Genomic DNA, 14695 nt, shown 5'->3' on the forward strand with positions numbered 1-14695 from the left:
CTCCATCTGCTCCATGCGGTAGGTGGCGTAGAGGCCGGCCTCGATGCGCTTGGCCAGGGACACCTCCTGCTCAGCGTTGAGGAGGGCGACCTTGCCGATCTGTTTGAGGTAGGCCCGGACCGAGTCAGCGGAAGCAGTGAGCTCAGCGTCCTTGCGGGCCTGACGCAGTGCGGCAGATTCGTCCTCATCCCAGACGGAGGCGCCGGTGTCCTCCTCTTCCTCTTCCTCCTCCTCGGCGGGCTCGTCGCCGAGCTCATCCTCCTCGAGGGTGGCGGCATCGAAATCGGGCTCATCGGGCTCCACGTCGTCGTCGAGCTCCTCTTCCAGACCCTCAGTCTCCGGGGCCTCCGCCTCAGCCGGCTGGGTGGCCTTGCGCGCCGTCTTCTTCGCAGCCTTCTTAGCCACCTTGCGGGTGGTCTTCTTTGCGGCCTTGCGCGCCGTCTTCTTCGCGACCTTCCTGGCCGTCTTCTTCGCCACCTTCTTGGCGGCCTTCTTCACAGGAGTGTCTGCGGTCGTCTCGACCGCAGTGTTGTCAGAAGAATCCGTGGCTGCCACGTACGCCCTTTCGCCTTGCCTACTCAAGAAAATGTGTCCGGCCCCGTAGCGGGGTAGTCAAACGACCCCCGGGGGCCTGCACTCATGCGAGGGAGCAAAAGCTCCGTCGTCGTAATCAACCGCCCAGTATAGATCAAACATTCCGGGCCGGTTCAACCACCTTAGGGTGCAACGTGTGCCGCCACCGCCATCGCCGCGCCGACAATGCCCGCCCGATTACGCAGTTGCGCCGGGAAAACCGGGGCCTCCACGTCAAGCAGCGGCACCCACTTCTCATGCTCCCGGGAAATCCCGCCACCCACGATGAAAGCCCCCGGGTTAAGCAGACGCTCGTACTCGCGCAGCACCTTCGTCACCCGCTTCGACCACTTCTTGAAGCTCAACTCATCGCGGTCCTTCGCCGCCGACGACGCCCGCCGCTCCGCCTCCACCCCGTCCAGGATGAGGTGTCCGAGTTCGGTGTTGGGGAAGACGCGGCCGTCGACAAGCAGGGCGGAACCGATACCGGTACCGAAAGTAAGAAACAGGGCGGAACCCTGCCGCGAACGGGGATCGCCGAAAGCGACCTCGGCGATGCCGGCGGCGTCGGCGTCGTTAAGCACCGAAATCTCGCGCTCCCCGAGATGCCGGGCGAAAAGCTCATGCACATCCGTGCCGATCCACGACTCATCGATATTCGCAGCCGTCCGCGCAATCTGCCCCTTGATCACCGACGGCATCGTCAGACCGACCGGGCCATTCCACTCCGCGACCTTCACGATCTCCGCCGCCGTCGCAGCCACTGCCTCCGGCGTCGCTGGCTTCGGGGTCTTGATCTTGATGCGGTCGCCGACGAACTCACCATCGTCCAAATTCACGCGCGCGCCCTTGATTCCCGAGCCGCCGATGTCAATGCCGAAGCCGATATTGCTCATGGCGCCCAGCATACAAACAGCGGGCACAATGGGGCCCATGGCTTCCCACGATCCCCATCAGCTCACCGACATCGCCGTCACCGTTGCCCGCGACGCCGCCGCCCGCATCCGCGAAAAGCGTGCCGAACTCGCAGCTCAGGCGGGCGGTGACATCCGCTCCTTCGCCACCACCAAATCCTCCGCCGTCGACCCCGTCACCATCGTCGACACCTTCGCCGAGGACTTCATCGCCGACCGCCTGCTCACCCTGCGCCCCGATGACGGCATCATCGGCGAAGAAGGCAGCGAACGGGGCTCTACCAGTGGGGTGTCCTGGATCGTCGACCCCATCGACGGCACCGTCAACTTCCTCTACGGCCTGCCCGAATACGCCGTCTCCATCGCCGCCGCCATCGACGGGGAGGTGGTGGCAGGCTGTGTCGTCAACGCCCCCCGCGACCACGTCTACTCCGCCACCCTCGGCGCCGGCTCCTTCGTCGAACGCGAGGGCGAGCGGGTGCAACTGCGCTGCAACGACGTCAGTGACCCCGCATTGGCCCTGGTCGCCACCGGTTTCTCCTACTCATCCGCCTGGCGCGCCCAACAAGCTGCACTGCTCGCGGGCATCCTGCCCCAGGTCCGCGACATCCGCCGCATGGGCGCCGCCGCCCTCGACTTCTGCCGCGTCGCCGAAGGCACCGTCGACGCCTTCTACGAACACGGACTGCACTGCTGGGACTTCGCAGCCGGCGCACTCATCGCCCGCGAAGCGGGGGCAATCGCCCACACCCCCCGCTTATCGACGCCCGGTTCCTCCGGTCAGCCCGTCTCCGTCGCCGCAGGTCAGTTGTCCGCCGCCTGGGAAAACCTCGCCGCGGAAACCGGGATCATGGCTCCGTTACAAGGCCGATAACACGCCGATGGCCAGGGAGTATGACACGGACGCAATTGTCGCTTAATATGCGCCTCGACACTACGCACATCGGCCGCAACCCCGGCCGATCCAAACGTGAAGGATGGACGAGCCATGGCGACTGACTACGATGCCCCCCGCCGCCGGGTAGAGGACGAGCTCGAGACCGATTCCCTCGAAGGACTCAAGGCCGCTGAAAGCCAGAGCCCCGGTATCGATGACGACGGCGACATCGTAGAGCCCTTCGACCTGCCGGCCGTTGACCTTTCCGGGGAGGAACTCAACGTCACCGTCGTGCCGAAGCAGGCCGACGAATTCACCTGCGCCGAGTGCTTCCTCGTCCAGCGCCGCAACCGCGTCGCCTTCACCGAAGACGACGGTTCCGAGATCTGCCTGGACTGCGCCTAGAGCTGTCGTTCACCGGGCCCCGCGGAGTGACTCCGTGGGGCCTTCGGTGATTATTGAGGCGGGGCGTTGGGGCTTGTTGGGGGCCGTCTGCCGAACGTCAGACACCCCAGGGTCGGTAGGTCCGGGGCGTCGGGCCTAAGGGAGGGTGGGTGTCTGACGTTGCGCAAAACCCGGGGGCCGTCTGCCAAACGTCAGACACCCCAAGGCTGGTAGGTCCGGGGCGTCGGACCTAAGACAGGGGGCGTGTCTGGCGTTGCGCAGAACCCGGGGGCCGTCTGCTAAATGTCAGACACCCCAGGGTCGGTAGGTCCGGGGCGTCGGGCCTAAGGGAGGGTGGGTGTCTGACGTTGCGCAAAACCCGGGGGCCGTCTGCCAAACGTCAGACACCCCAAGGCTGGTAGGTCCGGGGCGTCGGACCTAAGACAGGGGGCGTGTCTGGCGTTGCGCAGAACCCGGGGGCCGTCTGCTAAATGTCAGACACCCCAGGGTCGGTAGGTCCGGGACAACGGACCTAAGGCAGGGGGCGTGTCTGGCGTTGCGCAGAACCCGGGGGCCGTCTGCTAAACGTCAGACACCCCGGGGCCGGTAGGTCCGGAACTTCGAACCTAAGGTAGGCGGTCCGTCTGACGTTGCGCAGAGCAAGGCGCAGAACGAGGCCCCGCAGCCCAGCACGGCCCGCGCCCGGCTACTTCTCCAGGTGCGCGAGGGAGACGTCGGTCTGTTCGGGAAGGAAGGCGGTGAGCAGCTCTTCCGGGTGACGGGTGCTGACGAGCCAGTAGGGGGTGGGGTCTTCGGGATCGTTGAGAACCAGCATGACCATTTCGTGGATCCAGCCGTGGGAGATGACGAAGGCGGCGGGGTCGAGTTGTCGGCCCATGGCGTTTCGTTTCGCGGTGGCGGGCACGGCGAGGGAGCGGGACACGATGGTGTGAGGCAGGTTCGCGGATTTGGCGGAGAGCCAGCGGGTGCCGTCGGGGTCTTGTTCCACGGTGATGACGGTGGAGGACCAGCTGAGCAGGATCCATGTGGCGATGGCGCTGAGCAGGATGAGGGGGACGATAAGCCACCAGATGGTGCGGTTCTGATAGAGCTGCAGTGCGGTCAGGACCACCAGGAATGCGGCCAGGGCCCACCAGTAGAGGGGCACCCATTGGCGCTCGCGGTAGAGCGTGCGGGGGGAGGGGGTAGAAGCAGAACCGGTGTCACTCACGATTTACCACTCTAACGCATGAGTAGATTGGGGCCTGTGACGTATATGAGTGAATTCAGCCCGGTCCGTATTAAGCGACTGGACCCGGACCTGCCGTTGCCGCATCGTGCCCACCGGGGTGATGCTGGCGTCGATCTCTACAGCACTGAGGATGTGATTCTTGGCCCCGGCCAGCGGCAGCTGGTGGGTACGGGGATCGCGCTGGCTCTGCCTCTGGGTACGGTGGGGTTGATCCATCCGCGTTCGGGTCTGGCGGCGAAGCAGGGTTTGAGCATTGTTAATGCGCCGGGGACGGTGGATGCGGATTATCGCGGGGAGATCAAGGTCAGTCTCATCAACCTGGATCCGGTGACGCCGATTGAGATCACCCGGGGGATGCGGATCGCGCAGTTGGTGGTCCAGCGGGTGGAGTTGGTGGATTTTGAGGAGGTCGCGGATCTCGATGTCACGGAGCGTGGCGAGGGGGGTCACGGTTCCACCGGCGTGAACTAGCCACTAGTACAGTGGGCGGCAACGAATTTTTGAGGAGACGATGAGGCATGGCGATGTGGCCATTCGGTAAGAAGCAGGACGACGCTGGCGCAGACGGCGCTGAGTCCACATACGAGGATCCCACTCCGGAGGTCCCGGGCAGCGCGCAGGCGCAGGAAACCACCGTGGACGGTGACACCGGCCCCTTCGATGGGGATACGGTCAACATCGAGGAGTTTGATTTCTCCGATTTCTCGCTGGGCATCCTGGATTTGGGCTCGATGCGTATCCCGCTACCGAAGCGTTCTCAGGTGCAGGTGGAGATGGGGGAGCAAGGGCCGAAGATGGTGCATATTGTCACCGAGTTCGGTCGTATCACCCCGGTGGCCTTCGCCGCCCCGAACTCCGCCGGTCAGTGGGCGGAGTCCGCGGAGCAGATCACGCAGGGCATGATCGGCGACGGCCTGGACACTGAGCTGGATCAGGGTCCGTGGGGTCCGGAGGTTATCGGGCAGGGTGAGCATGGCCGGATCCGGATTGTCGGTGTGGAGGGTCCGCGATGGATGCTGCGGATGACGGCCACGGCTCCGCTGGATCGTGCGGATGAGTTACGTGATCTCACCCGCGAGATCACCGCCCGTACCTTCGTCTATCGCGGCGATGACCCGATTCTGGCGGGGAGCTCTCTGCCGGTGGTGTTGCCGAAGCAGCTGGTGGCGCAGGTGCAGCAGGCGATGCAGGAGCGCGCCCAGCAGCCTGCGCAGGTGGAGCAGCAGCAGGTCGATGAGGTGCCGGCCGATGACAGCCCCGAGATCCCGCAGGACGATAAGTGACTGAATTGACGATCACCCGGATGGCGCACGGCGGGGAAGGTATCGCTGAGCTGGACGGGCGGGTCGTTTTCGTGCGCGGCGCCTACCCGGGCGATGTGGTTGCGGTGGAGTTGACGCAGGAGAAGAAGCGTTTTGCTCGCGCACAGGTTACGCAGGTCATTAAGGCTGGTCCACTGCGGGTGGAGCAGGCCTGTCCGGCGGCTGCCGCTGGTGCGGGCTGTTGTGATTTCGGTGATCTGGATCCGGCCGCGGAAACCCAGCTCAAGGCCGATATTTTGCTCAATCAGCTGGCTCGTCTGGGCCGGGTGGACAATCCGCCGCGTCCTGAGCTGCATCCGCTGGAGCCGGTGCGGGGGTGGCGTAGTCGGGTGCGCTTGGGTGTCGATAAGCAGGGGCGCGCGGGTTTCCGCGCTCTCGGTGGGCACGAGATCATCCCGATCGCGTGTACCCAGGTCGTCCCGGAGCTTATCGACGGTCTGCTCGACCGCACCTACACCCCGGGTTCAGAGGTGGTTGCCGTCCTCGATTCCGCAGGCCAGCGGCACGTGGTGGAGACGCGCAAGGCGCCGCGTGCGCGTCGGGTGGAAAAGGTGGAGAAGGTGCTGGAGGGTTCCGGCACCGTCACCGAGCACGCTGACGGACATACTTTCCAGTTCCCGGCGACGGGTTTCTGGCAGGCGCACATCAAGGCCGCTGATGCGTATACGGGGCTCGTGCGCGCCTGGTTGGCGGATCTTCCCGCCGGCGAGGGTGTCGGCTGGGATCTGTACGGCGGTGTCGGGCTCTTCGTTCCCGCGCTTATCGACGCCCTCGGCGACAACGCCGTCATCCATTCCGTCGATTACTCGACATCGGCCCGTAGCCAGGACTTTAAGCGGGTGGAGTGGCACAACACTGCCGTCGAGAAGGCGATCGGTGGGTTGCCGGCGCCGCGTGTTGTCGTGTTGGATCCGCCTCGGACGGGCGCGGGGGATGCGGTGGTGGCGGGCGTCGCAAAGCAAAACCCGGAACGGGTCATCCACGTCGGATGTGATCCGGCGACGTTCTCCCGCGATGTCGCTGCCTGGGGCGATGCCGGTTACCGCATCACGCGCCTGGCCGTGTTGAATGCGTTCCCCGGAACGCACCATTTCGAGGTCATGGCGGAACTGTCCCGCTGAATTGGCGGCGGGTAGGATGGTCGGAACCGGTCGAACAAGGTTGTTTAAAGGAGTCGAACAGTAAACGATGGGTATTCTCAGTGGACTGTCGTCGCCCGCCGACCTCAAGGGCCTCAAGCTGGAGCAGCTGGAGCAGCTCGCGGAGGAGATCCGGCAGCTGCTCGTGGAGAAGGTGTCCGCGACTGGCGGCCACCTTGGGCCGAACCTCGGTGTCGTGGAGCTGAGTATCGCGCTGCACAAGGTTTTTGATTCGCCGCATGATCCCATCGTTTTCGACACCTCCCACCAGTCTTATGTGCATAAGATCCTCACCGGTCGTGCCGATCAGTTCGACACCCTGCGGCAGAAGGGGGGCATTTCGGGATACACCGCCCGCGGCGAATCCGAACATGATTGGACAGAGTCCTCCCATGCCTCCGCGGCGCTGTCGGTGGCGGACGGTATGGCGAAGGCCTTCGAGATGTCCGGTGAGAATCGGCACGTCGTCGCCGTTGTGGGTGATGGCGCGCTGACCGGAGGCATGTGCTGGGAGGCGCTGAACAACATCGCCTCCGGCAAGGATCGCAATGTGGTCATCGTGGTCAATGACAACGGCCGTTCCTATTCGCCGACCATCGGCGGCTTCGCCGAGAACCTTGCCCGCCTGCGGATGGAGCGCTCCTATGACGAGATCATGGAGCACGGCAAGAAGACCCTGAAATCCATGGGTTGGGTCGGGGAGCGGACTTTTGAGGCGTTGGCCTCCTTTAAGGAGGGTGTGAAATCGCAGATAATCCCCACCGAGATGTTCCCCGAGCTGGGGATGAAATACGTCGGCCCGGTCAAGGGCCATGACCTGAAATCCCTGCTTCATGCGCTGGAGTACGCCCGCACCTACGAGGGCCCCATCATCGTCCACGCCATCACGGAGAAGGGGCACGGCTACGCCCCGGCGGTCAATGACGTCGCGGATCAGATGCACGCCACCGGCATCATTGATCCGGTCACCGGCGCTGCGCTGAGCCAGGCGAAACCGGACTGGACCTCGGTGTTTACCTCCTCGGTGTTGGAGGCGGCGGAGCGTCGCGAGGATATCGTCGCCATCACTGCCGCCATGGCCGGCCCCACCGGTCTGGCGCCTTTCGCGGAGGCGTTCCCGGAGCGCTTTTTCGACGTCGGTATCGCGGAGCAGCATGCGGTGTCCTCGGCCGCCGGTCTGGCGTTGGCAGGCAAGCACCCGGTGGTGGCGATCTACTCGACGTTCCTCAACCGCGCCTTCGACCAGATGCTCATGGACGTCGCGCTCCTGAGCCTGCCCGTGACCTTCGTCCTCGACCGCTCCGGGGTCACCGGCCCCGACGGCGCCTCCCATAATGGCGTGTGGGATATGGCCCTGACCAGCATTGTTCCCGGTATCCGGGTGGCGGCACCGCGCGATGGCGCACAACTGACCGAGCTTTTCGACGCCTGCCTCGACGTCAATGACGGCCCCACCGTCATCCGTTACCCCAAGGGGGCGCTGCCCGAGGAAATCCCGGCACTCATGCAGACCGCCGACGGGGTGGACATCCTCCACTATTCTGATGACGCGTCCGAGGGACTGGATGTGCTGTTGGTGGCCGTCGGTTCTTTCGCGGAAGTGGCCCTGGGGGTGGCGGCGGCGCTGGAGGAGCGCGGCGTCAACGTCACGGTCGTTGACCCGCGCTGGATCGTGCCGGTCGCTGGCTCGCTGGTCGGTTTAGCCGATGACCACGATCTCGTCGTGGTCATCGAGGACGGCATCATCCGCGGCGGCATCGGCTCGCTTATCGACGAAGCCCTCTCCGCAGCAGAAGTTGACACCCCCCTGCGTCGCCTCGGCTTCCCGTCGATGTTCCCGATGCATTCCTCCCGCGCGGAGCTGCTCGCCGACGTCGGACTCGACCACGATGGCATCCTGAACGCGATCGAAGGCTGGATGCAGGGCCTGGTAGCCGAAGACGCCTAGAACAGCGTCTCGGTGAGGATCGGGGCGGTTAATTCGACCTGCCAGTCCCGGGCCTCATGCGCACGCAAGAGATCCGGTACCTCAAGCGGGGAACGGACCTCACGCCCGGCCGTGGCCGCCCACGCCACCGACCGCAAGGTGGCGGGCTTGAGGATGTTTTCGGTGGGGATCGCCAGCTCGGCGGAAAGCTCCTCGAGGAGGGTACGCGCCGTCGTCAAGCGTTCGAAAGATTCTGGGTACTCGTTGGCCCACGCCTGACGCGAGGGTAGGCCGCGGGGCGGGCGTTCCCGCTTCGGCCAGGTCCGCGGGTCGGAGCCGGTGGCGCGTTCGATGACCTCGCCCCAGAACCGCACCGCCGAACGGCGGCGGGCCGGGAAACCCTTCACGCGCGCCAACTCGCGGCCGGTGCGGGGGAGGGTGCGGGCGATCTCGATGAGCACCTTCGTCGGCAGGATCCGGGACACCGCGCGATCATCGGCGACGGCGATCGCCTCGCGGGCCATCCACAACTCCCGCGCCACCGCCAGCTGCTCCGGGTGCGTCAACGAAGACACACCCTTCAAATCACGCCAGGTCGTCTCCGCGGGGCCTGTGAGCCCGGCGTGGGTGGTGCGAATGTACTCAAACTCCTGACCCGCCCAATCTAGCTTGCCCTGCGCATCCAGGATCTCCGCCATCGTGTCACCCAGTTCCAGCAGCAGCTCCACATCAAGGGCCGCGTACGCTAACCAGTTCTGCGGCAGGGGACGTTGCGACCAATCCTCGGCGCCATGGCCTTTGGCGAGGTGGACGTCGAAAAGCAGGTCAATCATCGCGGCGAGATTGACATGATCGAACCCCGCCAGTCGGCCGGCGAGTTCAGTGTCAAAAAGCGAACCCGGGTAGAGCCCCAACCAGGCCAATGACGGCAGATCGGAGGCCGCCGCGTGGATGATCCAATCCTGCCCATTGAGCACCGGGGCCAACGCGCGCGTAAATTCCGGGCGCGAGCCCTCTGGATCGAGCAACAAAGTTCCCACCCCGCGCCGACGGATCTGCACGAGAAAAGCGCGATCGTCATACCGGAAACCCGAGGCCCGCTCCGTATCGATCGCCAAAGGCCCCTGGCCGGACGACAACACCGACGCCGCTGCCGAGAAATCGGCAGGCGTCGCCAGCACGCGAGGAATGCCCTCGCGGGGAGTCGTCATATCAGTCATCGTTCACCCAGCATAAACCAGGTCTAGCCCAGACGAGCGACACCCTCCGGGGGGAGACCCGCCACATTAGCCAGCACGCGGGAAAACGCCACGACATGCGGGCCGAGATCAAGGTCGGAGGCGGTCCAGGAGGCGCGCATCTCCAACTGGTGCGCGCGCGGCGGGCCACCGATCTCCCCGAAACGCACGGAGGCCGTGGCCGTGACCGTGCCCCCGAGGTTGGTGTGATCCGCGCCCGTACTGGCCAACCCTTCCGTCAACCACTCCCACGCGACATCCGGGAGCAGCGGATCAGACGCCACCTCATGGTCCATATCCGCCTGAATGTAGGCCACCAGACGCATCGCGCCCTCCCACGCTTCCTCAGCACCGGGATCGTGGAGGAGGATCAAACGCCCGAAAGCATCACCCTCGGTCTCCGCCTCATCCCACGTGCGCTCCACCTCTAAGCCGATCGCGTGGGAAAACGGTGCCAGGCGCTGCGGCGGGCGGATCGTGCCCAACGTGATCTCATCGCGGAGAGTGGCCGCATGCAATGACTCTACGGCCTGCGTGAAAGCGGCCGGGGTGCCCGAATCTTCGGTGGCCGCGCCGTTGCCGTTGTCGGCGGTCGCGCGGTTGAGCGGCGTCGGGGCATCGGGGGCATCTGAGGTGAACACGTGATCAAACTAACCACGTCGCGGGGCCGTGGGGTGGCAGGCGCGCCGTGGGTTGCCCTAGGCTGGGGCATCCAACTTATGATGGATGGCAAAGCACCGCCTTCCCATCGGAGAAAGAGGATTTTGTGAGCAAACTGAACTTCGACGAGCTCAACAGCATGCAGCGCTACACCCAGTTCGTCACCTTCCGGGCCATCCCCGGCGCCCTGGGCACCGAGCGCGATGACATCATCACCGAGGCCCGCGCCTTCTTCGACCAGCTGACCTCCGAGGGGAAGGTCGTCGTCCGCGGCATCTACGATGTCTCCGGTATCAACGCCGAAGCTGACCTGATGATCTGGTGGCACGCCGAGGAATTCGAGGACCTGCAGGCCGCCTACCAGGGCTTCCGTCGCACCACCGTGCTGGGCCAACTGCTGGAGTCCACCTGGATCGGCACTGGCCTGCACCGCCCGGCCGAGTTCAACCGCTCGCACCTGCCGTCCTTCATCATGGGTGAGGAGGCCGAGGCCTGGATCACCGTCTACCCCTTCGTCCGCTCCTACGAGTGGTACCTGCTCGACCCGAAAGAGCGTCGCCGTATCCTCTCGGAGCATGGACAGGCCGCCCGCGATTTCCCCGATGTGCGCGCCAACACTGTCCCGGCCTTCGCGCTCGGTGATTACGAGTGGATGCTCGCCTTCGAGGGCCCGGCCCTGCACCGCATCGTCGACCTCATGCACAAGATGCGCTACACCGATGCGCGCCTGCATGTGCGCGAGGAGACCCCGTTCTTCTCCGGCCGTCGTGTCGCCGATATCGGTGAGATCGCGGCCATGCTGCCTTAAGGTGAGGCTCGACCTCTGAGGTCGGTGTCCCTGAGGTGATGCAACCCCCACCGTGACGCCCCATGCGTCACACGTGACCTGGAGATTTCTCGGGCGCAGGTGGGGGTTGCATCACTTCAGGGACAAACCGGTCCCGCTCGGGGCGCGGCCCGTTGCTGGGTCTGCCATACTGCGGCCATGAACAAGGTCGGGGGGCCTGTCATCAGTACGCGCCGCGTGTCTGGGGCAGAGAGAAAACGGCTGCACAGGGCGGCAGCGAGGGCAGAGTACGTCCGGATCGCACCGGGGTATCTTGTCGAGACGCAGGCATACGATGATCTGGACAGCGAGGAACAGTCGCTGGCCCGGGTGGCCGCGCATGCCGACCGCGTGGAAAACGGGGTGGTGGTCGGCAGAAGCGCAGCGCTCATCCACGGACTGCCCGTCGTGGACCCACCGCACCTTCGGGATGCGCGGCGGGTGGAGATCGCTAAGCCGCGGGGGAGGGCATTAAGGACGGAGCACCTGCAGCACCGGTCGTTGGCGGGCGCACACAGCCGGAACCAGGAAACGGTGGACACCGAATTCGGTTCGGTGCAGGTCAGCGACGTGCTGACGACGTGCCTGGATCTAGCGCGGTGGGCGACGCTGGAGGACGCTGTCCGCTGCCTCGACCATGGCCTCGCTGCCGGGTTGTTTACCCTGGAGGACGTCGACCGGCGGGTGATGGAACTGACGCAGGTGGAGGGCATCGACCAGATCCGCCGGGCAGCGTTGCTGGCGACGGGAAGCTCTGAGAGCCCCCAGGAGTCCTCCCTCAAGGTGATTCTGTGGGAGCTGGGGATCACCCCGCCCCTGCAGCAGGTGGTGGTCTACTCCCGTCGGCGGGTGAAGATCGGGCGGGTGGATTTCTTCTTCCCGGACCTCAGCCTCATCGTCGAGTACGACGGCAAGGAGAAGTACACCCTGAACCCGGGCGCAGCAGACAAAGAGTACAGGCAGACAAAGGAGTACCTGCGCAACGGCCTGTTCGTCATCCGGCTGACGGATGCGGATCTAGACAACGGTGTCGCCGCCGAGATCATCGAGGAATTCTACCGGCCGCGGGCGACGAATGCGCTGGCCTACCCGGAGCACCTGTGGGTGCTGGAGGGCGAGGTCGCGTGGCGGGGGTGAGTTACTCCTGCGTCGGCTGCAGCGTCATTGAGATCGAGTTGATGCAGTAGCGGAGGTCAGTGGGGGTGTCATAACCTTCGCCCTCGAAGACATGGCCGAGGTGGGATTCGCAGGCGGCGCACAGCACCTCCACGCGGACCATGCCGTGGGAGGTGTCGCGGCGCTCGATGATCCGGTCCTCCGCCAGGGGGGAGAAGAAGGAGGGCCACCCGCAATGGGACTCGAACTTCTCGGCGGAGCGGAATAATTCGGTCCCGCAGGCGCGGCAGGCGTAGATGCCCTCGGTGGTGGTATTGGTGTATTCGCCGACGTGGGGCGGTTCGGTGCCAGCCTGACGGAGAACGTAGAACTCCTCGGGGCTAAGACGCTGGCGCCACTCGTCGTCGCTGATCAGCTTGAAGTCGGTCATGCGGAAAGTCTACAGATTCCGTTCGCCACCACATGAGGGCGCAGGTGGTGGTGACTACGAGGAGCAATCCCCAGCCGATGGTGGGGTGGAAGAAGTCCAGCCAGCGGGTGAGGTCAATTTCACGCCAGGAGCTGAATGATTCGGGCGTGAGGAAGAGGAAGGCGGCGACCCAGGCGGTGAAGGTGTGGAACACGCTGGTTTTCTGGAGGACGGTGAAGATCATGGGGAAGATCATCATTGAGTAGTACATCTGCCCCAGGGAGGACAGGAAGAACACGCCGGCCATGAGCAGCCCGGTGGTGGTCGTGGCCCAGAGCAGGGGATCGGTGTAACGCCAGCGCAGCAGCACAATGACGCCGACGCCGACGATAACGGCGAACAGCAGCCAGAGAGCGCTTTCCAGAAGCGACGGCATACCGAAGTAGATGGCGGCTCCGGCTAGCGAGGAGTTGGCGTAGTCGCGGACCTCGGAAAGATAGGGCACGAGGGTGGTGAGGTAATCGGCGGCCCCGGGCACGATCGGCCAGGCCACCAGGTTGAAGACCGCGGGGACGGTCAAGCCCCCGGCGACGGCACGCCAGTCGAGCTTGACGGCCGGGAGGAAGAGTAGCGGCGCAAACTGCGGTTTGATGAGGATCGCCAGGCCAATCACTATCCCCGCTAACCAGCTGCGCCCGGAAAGCAGCAGCCAGAGGTAGCCGACGAGCGCGAGCAGCAGCAGGCCGTTGATGTTGGAGAAGATGAGCGTGTTGCGCACGGCTTCGGTGAGAAATGCCAGGGCGATGGCTCCCGGCCAGATCACCCCGCGTAAGGAATGGCCGAACATCTTCGTCAGGATGCCCAGCGCGGCGATAATCGCCAGCGCGTTGACGCTGATGAACGCCGTGCGCGCCGAATCATGGTCACTGAGCCACCCCAGCGGGCTGAGTAGCAGCGTGGCACCCGGGTTATAGAGATAGTGCGGGTCAACGTGGTGGTAGATCTCGTTGTAGACGGGCACCCCGTCGAGCGAGCGCTGCACCGCGGAGTACACGGTGGTGAAGTCATCGGTGACGGAGCCGTTGAGGGCGAGGATGAAGATACGGTGCAGGACGAGAATGACCGCCAGCGGCCAGGCAACGACCCGACCGATGAGGTCGATCCGGGTGAGCGGGCGTTCGGTGGGCTCGGTCAGTGGGGTCCGGGAGACCCACAGGCTCGTCACATTCACGCGATCACCGTACCGCACGGTAACGCAGGAAAAGGGTACCGTCGGCGGTCGCCGCGTGGTGTTCCAGGTGGAGGCGGTGCTGGCCCGCATTCACGAGATGCTTATCGACGTCGCCGACAAGCACCGGAGCCACCGTGAGGTGGAGGATGTCGATGAGGTGGGCGTCGAAAAGCATCGTGTAGATCTGCGGGCCGCCTTCGACGAGGATGCGGCGGTAACCGCGGAGTGATGCCATGAGCTCGGCGGGGGAGGAGGGGGTGAGGTGGAGGGCCCCGGGAAGTGGGACATCTCCCGAGCGGGTCACCACGGCGACCTCTTTGGCGCGCGCGCCGGTGTACCCTTCGGCGCGGACTGTCGCGGCCCCGACCACGACCACATCGGCCCAATCGCGCAGGGCGAGGAGCAACTCGCGGTCGAGGTCATTGCCCAGGCCCCCGGAGACGCCATCCAGGGTGAGCGAGCCGGTCAGCGAGGTAACCGCAATGGCGCGGACCTCGGGTTGGTCGGTGACGGGGCCGATGATGTCTGCGAGCATGTTCCCAGACTAAAAGGACAAGGGCCGGTCCTGGTGGACCGACCCTTGAAGTAGTGGAGCGGATGACGAGACTCGAACTCGCGACCCTCACCTTGGCAAGGTGATGCGCTACCAACTGCGCTACATCCGCAAACGAGACCTTGTGGGTCTCTGTGCGCGATACTGGGATTGAACCAGTGACCTCTTCCGTGTCAGGGAAGCGCTCTCCCGCTGAGCTAATCGCGCAGGATCTAACTAGAGGTGGAAACGGGAATCGAACCCGTGTGCACGGTTTTGCAGACCGTTGCCTCAC

General features: G+C 64.9%; 16 protein-coding genes and 2 tRNA genes. 8 read left to right on the plus strand and 10 right to left on the minus strand.

Annotated features, from left to right (window positions below; all coding sequences use genetic code 11):
• The coding region (locus Q4G50_RS12840; protein WP_303378047.1) for a sigma-70 factor domain-containing protein at window positions 1–555 on the minus strand (555 nt) is incomplete at its 3' end.
• A gap of 161 nt (window positions 556–716) precedes the next feature.
• Window positions 717–1469 (minus strand): polyphosphate--glucose phosphotransferase, encoded by a 753-nt coding sequence (gene ppgK / locus Q4G50_RS12845; protein ID WP_303378048.1) that lies wholly within the window; start codon window positions 1467–1469, stop codon window positions 717–719.
• 37 nt (window positions 1470–1506) lie between these two features.
• On the opposite strand from ppgK, the gene Q4G50_RS12850 reads away from it, so the two are divergent.
• Together Q4G50_RS12850 and Q4G50_RS12855 are read left to right on the plus strand one after the other, a co-directional pair.
• Window positions 1507–2361 carry an inositol monophosphatase family protein gene (locus Q4G50_RS12850; RefSeq protein WP_303378049.1) on the plus strand — a complete coding sequence of 285 codons (855 nt, stop codon included), beginning with the start codon at window positions 1507–1509 and terminating at the stop codon, window positions 2359–2361.
• Between the two features lie 114 nt (window positions 2362–2475).
• On the plus strand, window positions 2476–2769 hold the full coding sequence (locus Q4G50_RS12855; protein WP_303378050.1) for a DUF4193 domain-containing protein: 294 nt from the start codon (window positions 2476–2478) through the stop codon (window positions 2767–2769).
• 685 nt (window positions 2770–3454) lie between these two features.
• On the opposite strand, the gene Q4G50_RS12860 is transcribed toward Q4G50_RS12855, so the two are convergent.
• Window positions 3455–3979 (minus strand): DUF3093 domain-containing protein, encoded by a 525-nt coding sequence (locus Q4G50_RS12860; protein ID WP_303378051.1) that lies wholly within the window; start codon window positions 3977–3979, stop codon window positions 3455–3457.
• Window positions 3980–4024: 45 nt separating this feature from the next.
• Between Q4G50_RS12860 and dut the strand changes: the two genes are divergently transcribed.
• From dut to dxs, 4 genes are all read left to right on the plus strand, one after another.
• Window positions 4025–4471 carry a dUTP diphosphatase gene (dut, locus tag Q4G50_RS12865; protein ID WP_303378060.1) on the plus strand — a complete coding sequence of 149 codons (447 nt, stop codon included), beginning with the start codon at window positions 4025–4027 and terminating at the stop codon, window positions 4469–4471.
• Window positions 4472–4518: 47 nt separating this feature from the next.
• On the plus strand, window positions 4519–5283 hold the full coding sequence (locus tag Q4G50_RS12870) for a DUF3710 domain-containing protein (RefSeq protein WP_303378052.1): 765 nt from the start codon (window positions 4519–4521) through the stop codon (window positions 5281–5283).
• Complete coding sequence (locus Q4G50_RS12875) at window positions 5280–6443, plus strand: class I SAM-dependent RNA methyltransferase (protein WP_303378053.1); 1164 nt, start codon at window positions 5280–5282, stop codon at window positions 6441–6443. Before Q4G50_RS12870 ends, Q4G50_RS12875 begins: the two co-directional genes overlap by 4 nt.
• 67 nt (window positions 6444–6510) lie before the next feature.
• A complete protein-coding gene (dxs, locus tag Q4G50_RS12880; protein ID WP_303378054.1) occupies window positions 6511–8409 on the plus strand; it encodes a 1-deoxy-D-xylulose-5-phosphate synthase in 1899 nt (632 codons plus the stop codon).
• Here dxs and Q4G50_RS12885 read toward each other — a convergent pair.
• Both Q4G50_RS12885 and Q4G50_RS12890 read right to left on the minus strand, forming a co-directional pair.
• Window positions 8406–9608: an HRDC domain-containing protein gene (locus Q4G50_RS12885; RefSeq protein ID WP_303378055.1), complete on the minus strand. Its 1203-nt coding sequence runs from the start codon at window positions 9606–9608 to the stop codon at window positions 8406–8408. The two genes, dxs and Q4G50_RS12885, sit on opposite strands and share 4 nt — an antisense overlap.
• A 23-nt stretch (window positions 9609–9631) precedes the next feature.
• Entirely contained in the window at window positions 9632–10267 is a 636-nt protein-coding gene (locus Q4G50_RS12890) for a DUF3000 domain-containing protein (protein ID WP_303378056.1), read from the minus strand.
• A 158-nt stretch (window positions 10268–10425) separates the two neighbouring features.
• On the opposite strand from Q4G50_RS12890, the gene hemQ reads away from it, so the two are divergent.
• A complete protein-coding gene (gene hemQ / locus Q4G50_RS12895; RefSeq protein ID WP_303378061.1) occupies window positions 10426–11094 on the plus strand; it encodes a hydrogen peroxide-dependent heme synthase in 669 nt (222 codons plus the stop codon).
• Window positions 11095–11271: 177 nt separating this feature from the next.
• Window positions 11272–12249: a hypothetical protein gene (locus tag Q4G50_RS12900; RefSeq protein WP_303378057.1), complete on the plus strand. Its 978-nt coding sequence runs from the start codon at window positions 11272–11274 to the stop codon at window positions 12247–12249.
• Window position 12250: 1 nt separating this feature from the next.
• Here the strand turns inward: Q4G50_RS12900 and msrB are convergent, their stop codons facing one another.
• The 5 genes from msrB to Q4G50_RS12925 form a co-directional block, all read right to left on the minus strand.
• Window positions 12251–12658, minus strand: coding sequence for a peptide-methionine (R)-S-oxide reductase MsrB (gene msrB / locus Q4G50_RS12905; protein WP_303378058.1), 408 nt, complete (start codon window positions 12656–12658; stop codon window positions 12251–12253).
• Window positions 12609–13868 (minus strand): glycosyltransferase family 87 protein, encoded by a 1260-nt coding sequence (locus tag Q4G50_RS12910; RefSeq protein ID WP_368660630.1) that lies wholly within the window; start codon window positions 13866–13868, stop codon window positions 12609–12611. Before Q4G50_RS12910 ends, msrB begins: the two co-directional genes overlap by 50 nt.
• Window positions 13869–13872: 4 nt before the next feature.
• A complete protein-coding gene (locus Q4G50_RS12915; RefSeq protein ID WP_303378059.1) occupies window positions 13873–14403 on the minus strand; it encodes a dihydrofolate reductase family protein in 531 nt (176 codons plus the stop codon).
• Between the two features lie 54 nt (window positions 14404–14457).
• A tRNA-Gly gene (locus tag Q4G50_RS12920) sits at window positions 14458–14533 on the minus strand.
• A 23-nt stretch (window positions 14534–14556) separates the two neighbouring features.
• A tRNA-Val gene (locus tag Q4G50_RS12925) sits at window positions 14557–14628 on the minus strand.
• Window positions 14629–14695: the final 67 nt, after the last annotated feature.

It is taken from the genome of Corynebacterium sp. (genome assembly GCF_030538285.1).
In the GTDB taxonomy this organism is placed as follows: Bacteria; Actinomycetota; Actinomycetes; order Mycobacteriales; family Mycobacteriaceae; genus Corynebacterium.

Bases quoted from the DNA above. Each gene is read 5' to 3' on its own strand.
- Q4G50_RS12900 (WP_303378057.1), top strand. From the start codon at position 11,272: ATGAACAAGGTCGGGGGGCCTGTCATCAGTACGCGCCGCGTGTCTGGG.
- Q4G50_RS12850 (WP_303378049.1), top strand. From the start codon at position 1,507: ATGGCTTCCCACGATCCCCATCAGCTCACCGACATCGCCGTCACCGTT.
- Q4G50_RS12855 (WP_303378050.1), top strand. From the start codon at position 2,476: ATGGCGACTGACTACGATGCCCCCCGCCGCCGGGTAGAGGACGAGCTC.
- msrB (WP_303378058.1), bottom strand. From the start codon at position 12,658: ATGACCGACTTCAAGCTGATCAGCGACGACGAGTGGCGCCAGCGTCTT.
- Q4G50_RS12915 (WP_303378059.1), bottom strand. From the start codon at position 14,403: ATGCTCGCAGACATCATCGGCCCCGTCACCGACCAACCCGAGGTCCGC.
- Q4G50_RS12885 (WP_303378055.1), bottom strand. From the start codon at position 9,608: ATGACTGATATGACGACTCCCCGCGAGGGCATTCCTCGCGTGCTGGCG.
- dut (WP_303378060.1), top strand. From the start codon at position 4,025: ATGAGTGAATTCAGCCCGGTCCGTATTAAGCGACTGGACCCGGACCTG.
- hemQ (WP_303378061.1), top strand. From the start codon at position 10,426: ATGCAGCGCTACACCCAGTTCGTCACCTTCCGGGCCATCCCCGGCGCC.
- ppgK (WP_303378048.1), bottom strand. From the start codon at position 1,469: ATGAGCAATATCGGCTTCGGCATTGACATCGGCGGCTCGGGAATCAAG.
- Q4G50_RS12870 (WP_303378052.1), top strand. From the start codon at position 4,519: ATGGCGATGTGGCCATTCGGTAAGAAGCAGGACGACGCTGGCGCAGAC.
- dxs (WP_303378054.1), top strand. From the start codon at position 6,511: ATGGGTATTCTCAGTGGACTGTCGTCGCCCGCCGACCTCAAGGGCCTC.